Origin of the sequence: Brevibacterium mcbrellneri ATCC 49030 (assembly GCF_000178455.1) — a bacterium.
Classification (GTDB): domain Bacteria; phylum Actinomycetota; class Actinomycetes; order Actinomycetales; family Brevibacteriaceae; genus Brevibacterium; species Brevibacterium mcbrellneri.
In genome coordinates, this window is record NZ_ADNU01000012.1 from 42,226 (window position 1) to 58,112 (window position 15,887).

Sequence of the window (15,887 nt, forward strand, 5' to 3'; positions counted from 1 at the left end):
ATGGTCAATCCGATTCTTGAGGAAGCGATGGAGCTAACCATTTGCCGGTCCCTGAACTCTCAAGGCTGGATCTGGAACGAAGGCGCTAACGACGTTGGGTTCGACCCTGAGCTCGGGCTGTTCCCAGAAGACGTGTTGCACTGGTTGAAGACCCAGCACCCAGAGCAATACGAACGTGCAATCCCACCCACTGCCAATGACACCGAACGCCAGTCCCGTGAACGCAAACTCCTCACTCGTCTGACAAAAGAACTCGACTACACGCCGATCCTTGACGGCATCACCAAAAAGGTCAACGGCGGACTCCTAGGCACTCTGCGCGACGGTTTCTCGTTTACCCAAGCCGACCTCGGCACCGTGAACTTCCCAGACATGGCAGGGTTCTTTCCATACGATCCCGCGAAAACAGATGTGACCGAGAAAGCCACATACAACCGCTTACGAGTGCTCCAACAAGTCCACTTCGAAAAAGGTGACGGGGGCGAAATTGACCTGGTTCTCCTGGTTAACGGTATCCCCGTCATCACAATGGAACTGAAAACGGACAACACCCAGTCCATTGAAGATGCAGTCCTCCAATACAAACACGACCGCAAGCCACACCGGTCCAAACGACCACTACTCAACCCCGGACGCTGCCTCGTCCACTTTGCCGTGTCCTCCCGAGAAGTCATGATGACCACGGAACTCAATGGTGCCAACACCGTATTCCTTCCGTTTAACCAAGGAACCGAAGACGGGCGAGCCGGTAACCCAGACAACCCCAACGGTTACAACGTGGCCTACCTGTGGGAGTGGGTGTGCTCACCGGATCTGCTTTTGCGCATCCTCAAGGACTACGCCCTGTGGGAACCCTCAACTAAAGGCAACGAAGGACGCCTGATCTTCCCTCGCTTTCACCAACTGCGCTCAGTGGAGCGAGTCACCAGCGACGTTGCAGTCAACGGAACCGGCAGGCGCTACCTCATCCAGCACTCGGCCGGATCCGGCAAGACCAAAACGATTGCGTGGATGGCACACCGCGCCAACAAGATGATCCATAATGACGGCACGAAACTGTTTGACTGCGTCATCGTGGTCACCGACCGTACCGTGCTCGATAAAAACGTGGCAGACGGGCTTTCATTACTTCAAGCATCCGAGGGCATGGTCATCAATATCACCAACGATGACACCTCCAAGTCCGACATGCTGAACCACTACCTCACCCAAGGCAAACGCATTCTGTCCTGCACGCTGCAGACCTTCCCTGCACTGGCACAAACGATCGACCGTTCGCCTAAACTGCGAAACCGTCGCTGGCTTGTCATCATCGATGAAGCACACTCCTCACAGCACGGCAAGGCCTCGCGCACACTGCTGGAAACACTTTCAGATACGCCTGATGAAATCGCAGAAGCAGCGTCACGCGCGGCCGCTGATATAGAAGGTGGCGAAGATACCTACGCAGGGGAGGAGTCGCACAACGAAACACCCACCACCACATCGGCGGCAAGCCTCACTCGCGCCGAAAAGGATCGCTTGCAACAGCAGCGTGACTCCGCTGTAGCTCGCTCCTCCAACGTCACTATTGTGGCTCTGACCGCCACCCCCAAAGCGAAGACGCTCGCTGTCTTCGGAGAACCCTCACCGGACAACCCGGAAAAACGAGTGGCATTCGACCTGTACTCCATGGCGCAGGCAATCGATGAGAACTTCATTCTGGACGTGCTTCACAACTACATATCACTCTCGCTCTACGCAAAAATTGAAGACAAACTTGGTAGAGAAGACGAAGTGGTCCTTGGGGAAGCAAAATCTGCGCTCAAAAAGTTTGTCCGCTCACATGAAAAAACGATCCGTTCAAAAGCAGAAGTAGCCGTTGAGCACTTCAACAACAACGTACGCAACCTGCTTGGCTCAACAGCGAAAGCAATGGTGGTCTGCGACGACCGCATGAGTGCCTACACCTGGTTCAGAGCAGTCCAGGATGTGATTAAGTCCAACGTCAAGTACCAAGGATTAGAAGCACTTGTGGCGTTTTCTGGCTCACTCGATGTGTCTAAGGATGAAGACATTGAAGAGTTCGTCACGGAATCCTCCCTCAACAACGAGAACGCGCCTGAAGGTAAGCGCCGGATGGAAACCACCAAGATGTTTGACGGAGATTCGTATAAGTTCCTCATCGTGGCAAACAAGTACCAAACAGGTTTCGATGAGCCTCGGCTGTCTGCCATGTACGTGGACAAACCGCTATCCGGCGTTCTAGCGGTGCAGACGCTTTCACGTTTGAACAGGACACTGCCGTCCAAGAACAAGTCCAAAACGTTCGTGGTCGACTTTATTAACGACCCCGAATCGATTCTGCAAGCTTTCCAACCTTACTACTCACAGGCCTCCATCGACACCGATGTGGACCCGGACGTGCTCACTGATCTCGCACGAGTACTGGACACGTCTCAGTTCTACGACATTGAAGAGATGGAAGCCCTAGCCAACGTGGTCATGGACCCAGACGTAGATGTGAAGAAAAAAGACTCCTTGATCCGGGTCGGAATTGACCCTATTGTCACCCGCTGGGCCGACTTCTACACCGAAGCAGTGGTGAGTGGCAATAAGGACAACGAGGCCGTAGCGACGGACTTCCGTGCAAACCTGAAAAAATACGTCCACGCGTGGGACTTCCTCAGCCAGTTCATCGACTTCCAGGACGTCACGCTACACAAACGTGCCGTTTTTGCGGACCTCCTGGAGCGTAACCTCAAACTTGGTAAGAAAACGCGCGAAGAGGATTACGTCACTGGGGTTGACGTGGTGAAATCTGCAGTGACAGGTGATGTGGAAAAAGGGACGAAACTCGAGTTGAAAATCGAGGACGCGCAGACTCCGCTACCCGTTCCTGGTTTTGACGGGCGCATCTCATCAGGTGGCGCCTCCGATCCCTTGCAAGGAGCATTCCGCAAAGCAGTAGAGGAAGTCAACGAGTTGTTTTCTGCAGCGGGAATTGACATGTCGAACTCCGCGAACACCCGCATGGTCCACGCAGTGTGGGAAGCACTGGCAAATGACGAAGAAGTGGAGATGCTCGCAACCAAGAACCCACAAGACACCCTGGCCAAGTCTTCGAGACTGCGTGAAAAAGTACTGTCCGCAATTCTGGGCGCGGGTACTCAACATGAGAAGTTCACTAACCTTATGCTCGGAGGCGACGATGCACTGAACGTGCTGACTGCTGCCATGTCACGCTTAGCCGTTGCTGCAATGGAAGACAAAGTACGCGGGATCAAAGTTCCTGACAACGCTCTGGTCAGAGAAATCGAGGAAGGCTCAGAAGAGTCACCGGCTACGCGTCGTGTCGAAGAACTACTCGATGTGATGCGCATGCACGCCGGAAGCAACCGCGTTGAAGCGCACTTAGCGCGAGTGCTGGACGACGCGCTGGTGAAGCGTGGAAACTCCAACGTGTTCGAGACTCTACGCGCTGAGTTCTTGAAACACTCACTACCTGTGGACGGGGAGCTTTACCAAGGTGTAGTGATGTACGCGGTTAAGCGCTATTAAGAAGTTGCGGGCTTTCGCATGTCCTGCGAGAACTAAGACTATAGTGGCACACATCGAGAATCCCCCGGGAGTTAGCATGGCTCAATCTCACTTCATAGTCCGCATGACACAGAACGATTGGTCCCGCGTGCGTGCAATTCGTCTCGCATCGCTCAAAGATGCCCCGGCAGCTTTTGGTGGGTCATACGAGCGCGAATCTCAAGTAGATGAAGCAAAATGGCGGGAACGCGTCGAAACAGCCACCACCTTCATGTGTGTAAAGCAGGGACACGACATCGGATTCGCAACGTTTGCGGTAAGAGACGGTTGCGCCGACCTCGGCGGCACGTGGGTACACCCTGCACACCGAGGCCACGGTGCCGTGGACGCGCTGATAAATGCGGTTTTCACTGAAGCCCAACGCGCGGGATACGCGGAAATCCGGCTGAGGGTGTTTGAAGAAAATCAACGGGCGATTGGCGCGTACCTTCGCTTAGGTTTCCGTATGACAGGCGAAATCGACCGTCTACCCGATGGCCGTGAAGCCTTATACATGGTTCACACATTCGGCTGAATTTCTTTACTGAAATAAACGGCTATTGTGAATGACATGACTGCAAATGAACTACCTCGCCCAGACGTCGACCCCGGTGGCCTCCTCGAATACTCAGTCGTGTTCACCGACCGGTCACTCAACCACATGTCCAAACGCTTTGTGAACGTCATGCAGGAAACCCTGCACATTCTGCGTTCCACGTACAACGCTCACACGGCAACGATCGTCCCTGGCGGTGGTTCATACGGCATGGAATCCGTTGCTCGCCAGTTCGCCAACAACAAAAACGTTCTGGTTGTGCGCAACGGTCTCTTCTCCTACCGATAGGTCACAAATCTTTGACACCGGCAACATCCCAGCCCGCCACGATGTCCTCAAAGCACAACACGTAGGCAACCACCAGTTCGTGCCAGCACCCATCGACCAGGTGGTAGCTCACATCAAAGACACTAAACCAGACCTGGTTTTCGCACCTCACGTCGAAACCGCTGCAGGCATGGTTCTGCCCGACGACTACGTGCGCGCCCTGGCTGACGCAACACACAGCGTAGGCGGACTGTTTGTCCTTGACTGCGTGGCCTCCGGTCCGCTGTGGATCAACATGGAAGAAGCTGGCGTAGACATCCTTGTCAGTGCACCCCAAAAAGGTTGGAGTGGCTCACCAGCATGCGGGTATGTCATGTTCTCAGAAACCGCGCGCGAACGCCTCGATTCCACCGAAACCTCGAGCTTCGCACTGGATCTGAAGAAGTGGACCAACATCTGTGACGGCTACGTCACCGGAGCACACGGCTACCACGCCACCATGCCCACCGACACCATCCAGCACAACCTGGGCCTCATGAAAGAAGCCGTGGACACCGGACTGGACGTTCTACGCGAACGCCAGAACGACCTCGGGACGCGGATCCGTGAAGCACTTACCGAACGTGGTTTCACCTCCGTTGTCGCACCTGGGTTCGAATCCCCAACCGTGGTGGTTGTCAACACCGACCGCGACGACATCGTGCCTGCTTTTGCACGCGCTGGCGTGCAGGTTGCCGGGGGAGTGCCACTGCAGGTGGACGAACCAGCAGACATGAAGACGTTCCGAATTGGCCTGTTCGGCCTAGACAAATGGGCTGACGTCGACGCGACAGTAGAACGATTCACCACAGCACTCGACGCTGTGCTGGCCGAAAACCAGTAACCACAAAACAAGCCGGGGCCGGCCTCAACCGGGGTAACCACCCCAACTAAGGCCAGCCCTCGCCACCTACTTCAACGCGTCCATGTTCTGCGCGAGGCGGTCAATGCGAGTGGCCACCTCGCGCATTTCGTCTTCCGTTTTACAAAACGACAGACGCAACGCGTGCTCCAAACGTTGCGCCACCGGGGAACCTGCCCGGCACAAACGATTCACCGGAATCCCCGTGAACCCAAACTCGGTGGTGAGAAGCTCATTCAACGCGTGCGAATCACGTGTGGTGACCTCAGCGAAATCCACCACAGTGAAATAACCGGCAGCCGGAACATTGAACGTAATCCCGGGCACGCGCTCCAAAGACTCCATGAGGACATCCCGGCACCGCTTCAACGCGTCACGGTTCTGATCAGCGAAATCCTCATGCTCGTTGAGCGCCCGCGCGATTGCCGGCTGAAGTGGCGTGCCTGAGGTGTATGAGAAGAACTGCTTAAGCGCCTGAATCTGCTGCCGAACCTGCGGGTGCGCCACGAGCCAGCCGATCTTCCACCCGGTCACATTGAACGTTTTACCAGCAGACGACACCGTGACAATCCGGTGTGAATCCGGGAACAGCGCCGCCACCGACACGTGCTCAGCTGGGTCAAACACCAGGTATTCGTACACTTCGTCGGTAATGAGCCACGCGTCTGCGTCCTCACACGCCTGGAACACCCGGACCAGGTCGTCCCGGCCCAACACCATTCCCGTGGGATTGTGTGGCGTGTTTAGCAAGACCGCATCTGCAGAGCTCACCGCAGCGTCAAACGCGTCCCAGTCCGGCTGCCACACCGCCCCGTCGAAGACCAGCGGAACGGTCTCCAGCCGCGCCCCGGCCATCTCACACGCCGCCGCGTAAGAGTCGTAGAACGGTTCGAAGGTCAGCAAAACGCCGCCAGCGGGCACCAGCGTCATAATCGCCGAGGTGAGAGCCTCCGTGGCACCCACCGTCACCAATACATGGTCCCGGGTAACAGCGTGGTTGTACCGGCGGGAACGCTGAGCCACGATCGCGTCAAGCAGTTCCGGCACCCCGGTTGGCGGTGCGTACTGGTTCATGCCGGCTCGCATGAAGTGAGCGACGTCGTCGATGAGGAAGTCAGGGGTAGGACTCGAGGGTGCCCCTTGCCCCAGGTTAATCGCACCGTGCTGCGCGGCCAATGTGCTCATCTCGCCAAACACCGTGCCGCGGATATTACCCTGGGCGTCCAGAAGCCCCGCTGCTTCACTCACCCGGTAAGGCAGTGTCTGTTCGTTCACGAAAGCAACTCCAGTGCGCTACTGTGCACGAGCCCGTTAGAGGCGAGCGCATTGCCGTCAAACGGGCCGGTCTTTCCGTTGAGGCTGGTGAACGTGCCACCGGCCTCGGTGACAACGGGAACCAGGGCGCCCATGTCGTAGATTTCGAGTTCCGGTTCAGCTGCGATGTCTACCGCGCCTTCAGCGACCAACATATATGACCAGAAGTCCCCGTATGCGCGGGTTCGCCACACGGTGTCACACAATTCAAGCAGGGCGTCACGTTTGCCCAAGTCTTTCCACCCGCCCAGGGACGCATACGAAAACGACGCGTCTTCCAGCTTTGACACCTGTGACACGTGAATCTGAACTGGTTCTGGGTCGTGTGCCACTGTGGTCCAAGCGCCTTCTCCCTTGCTTGCCCACCACCTGCGGTTCATCGCAGGGGCGCTCACAACGCCAAGAAGGGGAGTTTCACCGTCATAAAGCGAGATCAGGGTCGCGTACACCGGCACTCCTCGAACAAAGTTTTTCGTCCCGTCGATAGGGTCGATGATCCATTGGCGGGTGCCTGTGCCGGTGGTGGGTTCGAACTCTTCGCCCACGATCGCATCATCAGGAGCGTGGAGTGCGAGCAACTCACGGAGTTTCTCTTCAACCGCGCGGTCCACTGTGGTTACCGGTGTCATGTCGGGTTTTGTGTCCACGGTGAAGTCGCGGTTATAAAACGAGTCGAGTGTCAGGTGATCTGCCGCGTCGGCAAGAGCGATCGCAAGATCAAGGTCTTTCACGGGTCCTCCACGTGGTGCGGTGGCCTCAACACCAAAGCCAGCATCGAGCTAACACAGCGCAAATGCTGTTCCAGCGCCAACACAACGTCAGTACTGTGGTGCAGAAGCCAGGTTTGTCAGTAGCCGTCTGAGCGAGTTGAGCCGGTCGGGGCCTGCATCTCCAGCTTTACCATTTGTAACCCATGCGTCGAGCGCGCAACCGGGGGAGTCCTTAGTGTGAGAACAGCCGCGGGGACATTCAGCGGTCGCAGGGACCAGCTCTTCGAACGCGCTCAGAACAGTTTCTGGGGTGACGTGGGCAAGACCAAAACTGCGCACACCAGGGGTGTCAATGAGCCAGCCGCCGTCAGGAAGTTCGACTCCCAGCGCCGATGAAGATGTGTGCCGACCCCGACCCGTCACCTCGTTGACGGAACCGGTCGCGCGACTTACATGAGGAACAAGCGCGTTCATCAACGTTGACTTGCCAACTCCTGAGTGCCCCACCAGCACGCTGACGTGACCGTCCAAAAGTCCACGCAGCTGATCCACGCGCGGATGCCCATGATCGTCAAACCCGCACTCAACAATCTGCACGCCACTGTGAGCGAAGCGTTCGCGCAACGCGTCAGCCGGCTTCAAATCAAGTTTGGTAATCGCCAGAATGGGAGTGATTCCCGCGTCAAAAGCGGCAATGAGCGTGCGGTCAATGAGCCCTTCCGAGGGGTTCGGGTCCGCAGTCGCCGTCACGATCACCAGTTGATCGGCGTTGGCTACCAAGACCCGCTCGGTGAGGTCGGTGTCATCGGCTGTGCGCCGCAAAACCGTGGAGCGGGGTTCAATCTCCACAATCCGCGCCAAGGTTCCTTCCGCGCCCGAGGTGTCACCCACCACCCGCACCCTGTCGCCGGGGACTATGGGGCGGCGACGGAGGTGGGAGGCTCGCACTCCTGTTACGCGGGTGCCGTCGGGCAGGGCGAGGCGGTAACGACCTCGGTCGACAGAAAATACGAACCCCACCAGTGCGTCAGAATAATCTGGGCGGTCCTTAGTGCGGGGCCGGGACCCACGACGGTTGGGGCGCGGCCGGTAGTCCTCTTCTGTGAAGTGAGAGTACCGACTCACGCACTCACCACACGCTCGAACATGTCAGTGAACTGGGGCAGGGTCTTGGCCACAGTGTCGGGGTCTTCAATGGTGACATCTTGCGTGAGCCCCACCAGCGCTCCGGCCATGACCATGCGGTGATCGGCGTAGCTGCTCCACGCACAGCCCGTGGAAACCGTCGAAGTGATGGTGAGGTAGTCAGGGCCCTCTTCCACCTGCGCTCCGGCCTTGGTGAGTTCGGTTGCCAGGGCGGTGAGGCGGTCGGTTTCGTGTCCGCGCAAGTGCCCGATCCCACGCAGGTGCGACGTACCGTGCGCGTGTGCCGCAATGGCAGCGACCACAGGGGTAAGTTCACCCACCTGGGAAAGGTCAAGGTCAACCGGTTGCACGGTGCCTGAGCCTGTGACGGTAAGACCTGCGGGGGTGAGCTCCGCGGTGCCTCCAAACGCCCGCGCTATGTCCATAAACGCGTGTCCGGCCTGATCCGTGCGCTCCGGCCAGTGTGGAACCGTGACAGAACCGCCCGCAATGAGCGGCACGCCTAAGAACGTCGCTGCGTTGGACAGGTCCGGCTCCACGGTGACATCGGTGGCTTGAATGACCCCGGGTTCCACAACCCAAGTTGTGGGATCAGGCTGGGTGACCTTCACGCCGTACTGCTTGAGCGTGGCTACAGTCATGTCGATATGTGGCTTTGAGGGAACTGTCTCACCGAGGTGTTTAACAGTGAGCCCGTCCGGGAACCGGGCCGCGGATAGCAGGAGCCCTGAAACGAACTGGGAGGATTGGGAAGCGTCAATGGTGACGGTGTTTCCTACGTGGTCACCGGTCGTGATCGAAAACGGAAGGAAACCGTCGTCTGAATCCACTGTGGCTCCCAGAGCAGTCAGTGCGTCGAGGATGGTCTGCATGGGGCGGACGCGCGCTTGCGGGTCCCCATCAAAGTGAGCACGGGTGCCAGTGGCTAAAACAACCGGGGGCACAAAGCGCATCACCGTGCCAGCCAGACCGCAGTCGATCGTGGCGTCACTGGCGCTGTTGTCACCACCCATGATGGGTTCAACGCTTATATCATTGCCGTGCGGCGTGAAAGTAGCTCCCAGCGCGTCGAGCGCGCGCATCATGAGTTCGGTGTCACGCGAAACCAAAGGTGAACGCACAATGGAAGGCGCATTCGAAAGAGCCGCTAGCACGAAATAACGGTTTGTCAGCGACTTAGATCCTGGAATATCACATGTGGCCCGTACCGGTGCGGTCGCACGCGGAACGGGCCAGTGGGTGCGGTTTACCACCGTTATGCGTTGGGGGAAACTGCGTCGATTGCCTTTGCCGAGGTGCGTTCAACTTCGCGCCACAGGTCTTCTGCGGCGTGCTGTGCACGCCATGCGAGGCCAGGCTTGCCTGCGGTGTCGACCGAAGCGAGAAGGGCACCACCAAGAATTGCGGTCTTTGCCAAAAGGCCGTCAGTGGAGCGAGTTTCCTTGTTGAGCTGCTGTCCGACGACCTCGACAAGGTACGTGGTCACGAGGATGCTGGAGGACAGGCGTGGGAACTTGCCGATCGCCAGAAGAGAACCGGCGGTCACCTGTGCAACACCGGTCGCGCGGGCAATGAGTGCGGGGTCGACGTCAACGTCAAGTTTCTTCTTGGCAAGTGCTGAGATGGGCTGAACAGAACTTGCAGCTACGTCGGGGTTCTTTACACGGACGAGTCCGTTGGCGATGTAAGCGGAAGCCAACATTGGGCGAGCAATCAACCTTACAAGTGACACAGAAACAACCTTTCCGATTGGATTCGCTACGTTCAGCATAGCGCGGGGAATAACCAGGAAAGCAAAAAGGTTGTAACAGACACGTACAAAGCGTCGGACAAACGCACATGCGGAACATTCCAAGCGAGGTGACAGTGACGGCGACCTTAGTAGACTGGGAGCTGATGGAGAAAAATACTATGAGTGCTCCCAGCGATCACGATGTTGATCTCACAACGGAAACGGAAGACGAACGTCGTGCGCGTTTTGAAAACGAAGCACTTGAATACGTCAATCAGCTCTACGCTGCTGCGCTGCGGATGACGCGCAACCCGGCAGACGCTGAAGACTTGGTTCAAGAGGCGTATCTCAAGGCGTATGCCGCGTTTCACCAGTACCAGCCGGGAACCAACCTCAAGGCCTGGCTGTACCGCATCTTGACGAACACCTTTATTAACTCGTATCGAAAGAAACAGCGCCAGCCTCAAGAAACCGGTGGCGACACCATCGAAGACTGGCAGATCGCACGGGCCGCGAACCACACGTCTTCTGAAGGAAAATCAGCTGAGATTGAGGCCCTTGAGCGGATCCCAGACTCTGATATTAAAGAAGCGTTGCAATCACTTCCCGACGACTTCCGCATGGTCGTGTACTACGCGGACGTGGAAGGTCTCCCGTACAAGGAGATCTCCCAGATTATGGACACACCCATGGGGACTGTGATGTCGCGCCTGCACCGAGGTCGTCGCCAGTTGCGCGAAATGCTGGCTGATTACGCTGCCGAACGAGGATTTGGAGAGGGGGTAGGTTCATGACACGCGAAACGTCCTGGTCGCAAAGCCGACTAGAGTCGCTTGAACGGATCTACGCGTTTCTCGACGGTGAGGCGAACGACGATGCGATCCTTGCCATTAAAGAGCACTTACAGTGTTGCCCGGAATGTGAACGCGAATACAAGATCGAAGCGCTCATGAAGGAGCTTGTGCGTCGCTCCTGTTGTCAGGATCAGGCACCGCAGGATCTTGCGGACAAAATTCGTGCGCGCATCACTGTAGAACGCACGCGCATTACGTATCACCGCGAGTAGCCAAACCGGGATCGCCTTAGCCGGGGAACATCAACGCGCAGATATAAAGATAGGGCAGGTGTTTACACCTGCCCCATCTTTTTATGTCTTTATGCGTTTGGGCGCTTGCCGTGGTTCGCCTTGTTGCGCTTACGGTCGCGACGCTTGCGTGCACGCTTGCTCATATATCTCTCCTTTACTAGACCACCCTATTTTTCCATAGAGGGGGCACCACTTCAACAATGCTGGGTGGAGGCACGGCAGTGTGGGCTAGCCTTCCATGACGTTTTGAACGCCCAACCAGTCAAACCATCCACGGTTGAGCACAAGCCACGCGATGAGCCCATAACCTTCTTGTGCGGGAAGCTCGCGGGAGCTGGAAGCAAGGTCACGCTGCCACACCGGATGGGATTTCAACGGCGAAAAACAATCGACGTACGGAACTGCACGGCGGTGAGCCACATCCGCAAAACCTGTCGATAACTGCGCAACCTTTTCATTCCGACTCTCACTGCGGCCAGGGGTGGGACCCACGACAAAGGTCGACACCTCGGCGGCAAGAGCCTCATCCAACACATTGGCAAGATTCAAACGCGACCGGGCAGTCGAAAGCCCCGAATCAACATCATGCGACCCGGGAGCGAGAACCAGACGGTTGATTCCACCGTCGCTAAACCGAAGCGAAGCTTCCGCAAAAGCGCGCTGAGCGAAAGCACCCGTGTCTTCCTGCGGAACAGCCAGAGTATAAAACTCAGCGTTGGCCAAAGACGGGTGCGTGCGCACGGCAACCCTTCCGGCCCACCCAAGACTCCGAGCATCGCCGTGGCCGGCGACGAGTTCGTCACCGGCCACGACAATAGTAGTTTTCTTCAACGTCACTTACTTGAAAGTCCGTTCGATCACATCGGCCTGTTCAACGTCGTGCTGCTTCTTCAGACCAGTAGAAGGTGACGCTGATGCCTTACGGCACACAACCTCGACCTTGCGGTCTGACAACAGCTGCGAGAACTTGTAGTGCATGAACGGCCACGCACCCTGGTTTTCTGGTTCTTCCTGAGCCCACACCAGTTGTGCGTCCTCAGGGTACATACCCAAAAGCTCGTTGAGCGCGTCAATTTCGAGCGGGTACAGCTGTTCGACGCGCACCAGAGCAGTGGTGGTGTCTTCCAGCTTCTGACGCTTTGCCAACAGATCCCAGTACAGCTTTCCAGCAACCAGCACGACACGCTTAACGTTCTTCGCGTCAACTGACGTGTCCGGAATGATCGGTTCGAATCCACCGGAGGTGAACTGCTCAACATCGGTGGCCGCAGCCTTGAGACGAAGCATCGACTTAGGCGTAAAGACCACAAGCGGACGCTTGACTTCAGCGTGTGCGTGGCGACGCAACAGGTGGAAGTACGAAGCACCGTTGGACGGGTACGCAACCGTCATGTTGGCTTCAGCGCACAGCTGCAAGAAACGCTCAATACGCGCTGAGGAGTGGTCAGGGCCCTGGCCTTCGAAACCGTGGGGGAGAAGCAGGACGATACCGGAAGTTTGTCCCCACTTCTGTTCCGAACTCGAGATGAATTCGTCAATGACCGACTGAGCGCCCTGTGCGAAGTCACCGAACTGGGCCTCCCACAGCACCAGAGCGTTGGTGCGTTCCACGGCGTAGCCGTACTCGAAGCCCATCGCCGCGTATTCGGACAGGAGCGAGTTGAAGACCCAGAACTTAGCCTGGTTGTCCGTGAGGTTAGCCAGCGGTGTCCACTCGTTGTCGTTCTCGTGGTCGATGAGCACCGCTTGACGCTGGGTGAAGGTTCCGCGACGTGAGTCCTGACCCGCCAGGCGAACCGGCACGTCTTCCATCAGAAGCGAACCGAATGCCAGCAGTTCGGCAAAGCCCCAGTCGATGCCACCTGAACGCGACATTTCCTTGCGCTTTTCCAAAAGGCTACGCAACTTCTTGTGCACGTTGAAGCCCTCAGGAACTTCAGTGTGAACATCACCGATGCGTTCCAGCACTGACGCTGGGACAGCAGTTTCGAACGTGGAGTCGGACTCCAGGTCGTCTGGGCGTTCCCACGGTTTCGTCACGCCGAGGTTGTCGGAAGCTCCCTTTTCAGCTTCCTTGGTCTCAGCGAACGCAGCTTCGAGCTTGTTCTGGTAGTCCTTAACGACCTCGGCGGCTTCTTCCGTGGAGATGCAACCGCGTCCCACCAGCGAGTCTGTGTAGAGCTTACGTACCGACATCTTCTTTTCGATGAGCGAGTACATGACCGGCTGCGTCATCGATGGGTCGTCACCTTCGTTGTGACCGCGGCGACGGTAGCACACGAGGTCGATCACGATGTCGCGGTTGAATTCCTGGCGGTAGTCGAACGCGAGCTGTGCCGCGTGGTAGACCGCTTCAGGGTCATCGCCGTTGACGTGGATGACGGGTGCCGAAATCGCCTTGGCAACGTCGGTGCAGTAGTACGACGAGCGGGAGGAAGCCGGAGGCGTGGTAAATCCAACCTGGTTGTTGATCACCACGTGGATGGTTCCACCCGTGGTGTACCCGCGGAGTTCGGACAAGTTCAGGGTTTCGTATACAACGCCCTGACCGGCGAACGCAGCGTCACCGTGAACCAGCACCGGCAGGATCGAGAAGTCCTGGGTGTCGTCAGACGACACGTCCTGCTTAGCACGAGTGATTCCTTCAAGAACCGGGTTGACGGTCTCGAGGTGGCTGGGGTTAGCAGCGACAGACACCTTGGTTGTGTTGCCGTCTGGCGAGGTGAAGGAGCCTTCCATGCCCAAGTGGTACTTCACGTCACCGGAGCCCTGGAAGGAGTCAGGTGACTGAGTTCCGTCGAACTCGCGGAAAATCTGAGTGTAGCTCTTGCCAGCGATGTTGGTCAGTACGTTCAGGCGACCACGGTGGGCCATACCGATCGTGACTTCCTGCATGCCGGAGTCAGCTGCACGGTTGAGAACCTCGTCGAGGAACACGATGGTGGATTCGCCACCTTCGAGCGAGAAGCGCTTCTGACCGATGTACTTGGTCTGCAGGAACGTTTCGAACGCTTCAGATGCGTTGAGACGACCCAGGATGTGGCCCTGTTCAGCACGGCTGAGTTCTTGCAGTGGAACTTCGAGCTTCTTCTGGAACCAGCGACGCTGTTCAGGGTCAGCGATGTGCATGTACTCGTAGCCGGTTGTACGGCAGTACGAGTCACGCAGGATACCCAGAATGTCGCGCAAGCGCATCTGTGAACCATCGCCCAGACCACCGGTGGAGAACTTGCGCTCCAGGTCCCACAAGGTGAGGTCGTGGTTGTTGATGTCGAGGTCTGGGTGGCTGCGTTGGCGGTACACCAGTGGGTCAGTGTTGGCCATAAGGTGACCGCGGGTGCGGTAAGCGTCAATGAGTTCGATGACGCGTGAAGCTTTCGAAACGTCGTCCTGGTCCTCGGTGTGAACGTCAGGCTGCCAGCGAACTGGTTCATATGGCAGGCGCAGTGACTCGAAGACCTCATCGTAGAAGCCGTCGGCTCCCAAGAGGTATTCGTGGACGAGCTTGAGGAACTCTCCCGAACCGGCACCCTGGATGACACGGTGGTCGTAGGTGGAGGTCAGGTGCATGACCTTGGAAACTCCCAAACGGTCAATGGTCTCTTGGCTCGCACCCTGGAATTCTGCGGGGTAGGTCATAGCACCAACACCAATGATGCAACCCTGGCCCTTAGTCAGACGTGGAACCGAGTGGACGGTTCCGATTCCACCGGGGTTCGTCAGCGAAACTGTAGTGCCCGCGAAGTCATCAGCGGTGAGCTTTCCGGAACGTGCACGGTTCACCAGGTCGTCATAAGCGTCCACGAACTGCTTGAACGTGAGAGTTTCAGCCTTCTTGACGTTTGGCACCAGGAGCGAACGCGTGCCGTCCTTCTTAGGAATGTCAATGGCTAGACCAAAGTTCACGTGAGCTGGTTGCACCATGACTGGCTTGCCGTCACGGACTTCGTAGTACACATTCTGGGTTGGGAAAGCCTTGAGCGCGCGGATGACGGCGAAACCGATGAGGTGGGTGAAGGACACCTTGCCACCGCGTGTGCGACGCAGGTGGGAGTTGATGACAATGCGGTTGTCAATGAGTGCCTTCGCAGGAAGTGCACGCACCGAGGTGGCGGTAGGGACTTCGAGGGAGGCGTCCATGTTTTCGGCGATGAGCTTTGCAGGCCCGCGCAGTTTGGTGACGACGTCTTCGGCCTTTTCATCGCTGGCCTTAGGTGCCGACTGGGTGGGGGAGGATTTCTTCTGCGAAGCGACCTTGGATTCGGCTTTAGTGGTTTCCGCTTCGTTGACCGACGGCTCAACGCCCTTGGTCTTTACTTCTGCTTTAGGCTGGGCCTCTTTGGAGCCCTTCTCGCTAGGCTTGCTATTTGCAGGAGCCTGCGAATTCGACTTTGTGCCGGAGGCCGTTGAGGTGCTTGCCGGCGCGCCCTCATACTTCTCAAAGAAGGGCCACCACTCCTTGTCGACTGAGTTCTTGTCGTTCTTGTACTTTTCGTACAGTTCTTCGACCAGCCATTCGTTGGAACCAAAGTCTCCAGTGAGATCAGTAGGTGTTGTTTCGGACACGGCGCGAATCGCCCTCTTCCTCAACTCGTAGCATTGTTCAATCAGAGCAA

14 protein-coding genes are annotated in these 15,887 nt (G+C 57.3%); 6 read left to right on the forward strand and 8 right to left on the reverse strand.

The window, feature by feature from the left end; translation table 11 throughout:
- From HMPREF0183_RS01585 to HMPREF0183_RS01600, 4 genes are all read left to right on the forward strand, one after another.
- Positions 1-3,540 (forward strand): type I restriction endonuclease, encoded by a 3,540-nt coding sequence (locus HMPREF0183_RS01585; RefSeq protein WP_005882090.1) that lies wholly within the window; start codon positions 1-3, stop codon positions 3,538-3,540.
- Positions 3,541-3,616: 76 nt separating this feature from the next.
- On the forward strand, positions 3,617-4,093 hold the full coding sequence (locus HMPREF0183_RS11975; RefSeq protein WP_005882092.1) for a GNAT family N-acetyltransferase: 477 nt from the start codon (positions 3,617-3,619) through the stop codon (positions 4,091-4,093).
- A gap of 36 nt (positions 4,094-4,129) precedes the next feature.
- Positions 4,130-4,402, forward strand: a complete 273-nt coding sequence (locus HMPREF0183_RS13160; RefSeq protein ID WP_005882094.1) for a hypothetical protein — start codon at positions 4,130-4,132, stop codon at positions 4,400-4,402.
- Positions 4,403-4,481: 79 nt separating this feature from the next.
- On the forward strand, positions 4,482-5,264 hold the full coding sequence (locus HMPREF0183_RS01600; RefSeq protein WP_245527077.1) for an aminotransferase class V-fold PLP-dependent enzyme: 783 nt from the start codon (positions 4,482-4,484) through the stop codon (positions 5,262-5,264).
- A gap of 66 nt (positions 5,265-5,330) precedes the next feature.
- Here HMPREF0183_RS01600 and HMPREF0183_RS01605 read toward each other — a convergent pair whose 3' ends face one another.
- From HMPREF0183_RS01605 to HMPREF0183_RS01625, 5 genes are all read right to left on the reverse strand, one after another.
- On the reverse strand, positions 5,331-6,557 hold the full coding sequence (locus HMPREF0183_RS01605) for an aminotransferase class I/II-fold pyridoxal phosphate-dependent enzyme (protein WP_005882098.1): 1,227 nt from the start codon (positions 6,555-6,557) through the stop codon (positions 5,331-5,333).
- Positions 6,554-7,327, reverse strand: a complete 774-nt coding sequence (gene hisN / locus HMPREF0183_RS01610) for a histidinol-phosphatase (RefSeq protein WP_005882100.1) — start codon at positions 7,325-7,327, stop codon at positions 6,554-6,556. Before hisN ends, HMPREF0183_RS01605 begins: the two co-directional genes overlap by 4 nt.
- Before the next feature lie 87 nt (positions 7,328-7,414).
- Positions 7,415-8,431, reverse strand: coding sequence for a ribosome small subunit-dependent GTPase A (rsgA, locus tag HMPREF0183_RS01615; protein ID WP_040347661.1), 1,017 nt, complete (start codon positions 8,429-8,431; stop codon positions 7,415-7,417).
- On the reverse strand, positions 8,428-9,711 hold the full coding sequence (gene aroA / locus HMPREF0183_RS01620) for a 3-phosphoshikimate 1-carboxyvinyltransferase (protein WP_040347662.1): 1,284 nt from the start codon (positions 9,709-9,711) through the stop codon (positions 8,428-8,430). The genes rsgA and aroA overlap by 4 nt, the downstream gene beginning before the upstream one ends.
- Positions 9,708-10,154, reverse strand: coding sequence for a DoxX family membrane protein (locus HMPREF0183_RS01625; protein WP_005882105.1), 447 nt, complete (start codon positions 10,152-10,154; stop codon positions 9,708-9,710). The genes aroA and HMPREF0183_RS01625 overlap by 4 nt, the downstream gene beginning before the upstream one ends.
- Before the next feature lie 209 nt (positions 10,155-10,363).
- Between HMPREF0183_RS01625 and HMPREF0183_RS01630 the strand changes: the two genes are divergently transcribed.
- Together HMPREF0183_RS01630 and rsrA are read left to right on the forward strand one after the other, a co-directional pair.
- Positions 10,364-10,978, forward strand: coding sequence for a sigma-70 family RNA polymerase sigma factor (locus HMPREF0183_RS01630; RefSeq protein ID WP_211205307.1), 615 nt, complete (start codon positions 10,364-10,366; stop codon positions 10,976-10,978).
- Entirely contained in the window at positions 10,975-11,250 is a 276-nt protein-coding gene (rsrA, locus tag HMPREF0183_RS01635; protein ID WP_005882110.1) for a mycothiol system anti-sigma-R factor, read from the forward strand. The genes HMPREF0183_RS01630 and rsrA overlap by 4 nt, the downstream gene beginning before the upstream one ends.
- Positions 11,251-11,339: 89 nt before the next feature.
- Here the strand turns inward: rsrA and HMPREF0183_RS13465 are convergent, their stop codons facing one another.
- The 3 genes from HMPREF0183_RS13465 to HMPREF0183_RS01645 all read right to left on the reverse strand — a co-directional run bounded on the left by HMPREF0183_RS13465 (position 11,340) and on the right by HMPREF0183_RS01645 (position 15,837).
- On the reverse strand, positions 11,340-11,414 hold the full coding sequence (locus HMPREF0183_RS13465) for a 50S ribosomal protein bL37 (protein ID WP_102238326.1): 75 nt from the start codon (positions 11,412-11,414) through the stop codon (positions 11,340-11,342).
- 85 nt (positions 11,415-11,499) lie between these two features.
- Positions 11,500-12,108: a GDSL-type esterase/lipase family protein gene (locus tag HMPREF0183_RS01640; protein WP_005882112.1), complete on the reverse strand. Its 609-nt coding sequence runs from the start codon at positions 12,106-12,108 to the stop codon at positions 11,500-11,502.
- Positions 12,109-15,837, reverse strand: a complete 3,729-nt coding sequence (locus HMPREF0183_RS01645; RefSeq protein ID WP_040347663.1) for a multifunctional oxoglutarate decarboxylase/oxoglutarate dehydrogenase thiamine pyrophosphate-binding subunit/dihydrolipoyllysine-residue succinyltransferase subunit — start codon at positions 15,835-15,837, stop codon at positions 12,109-12,111.
- Positions 15,838-15,887 lie beyond the last annotated feature (50 nt).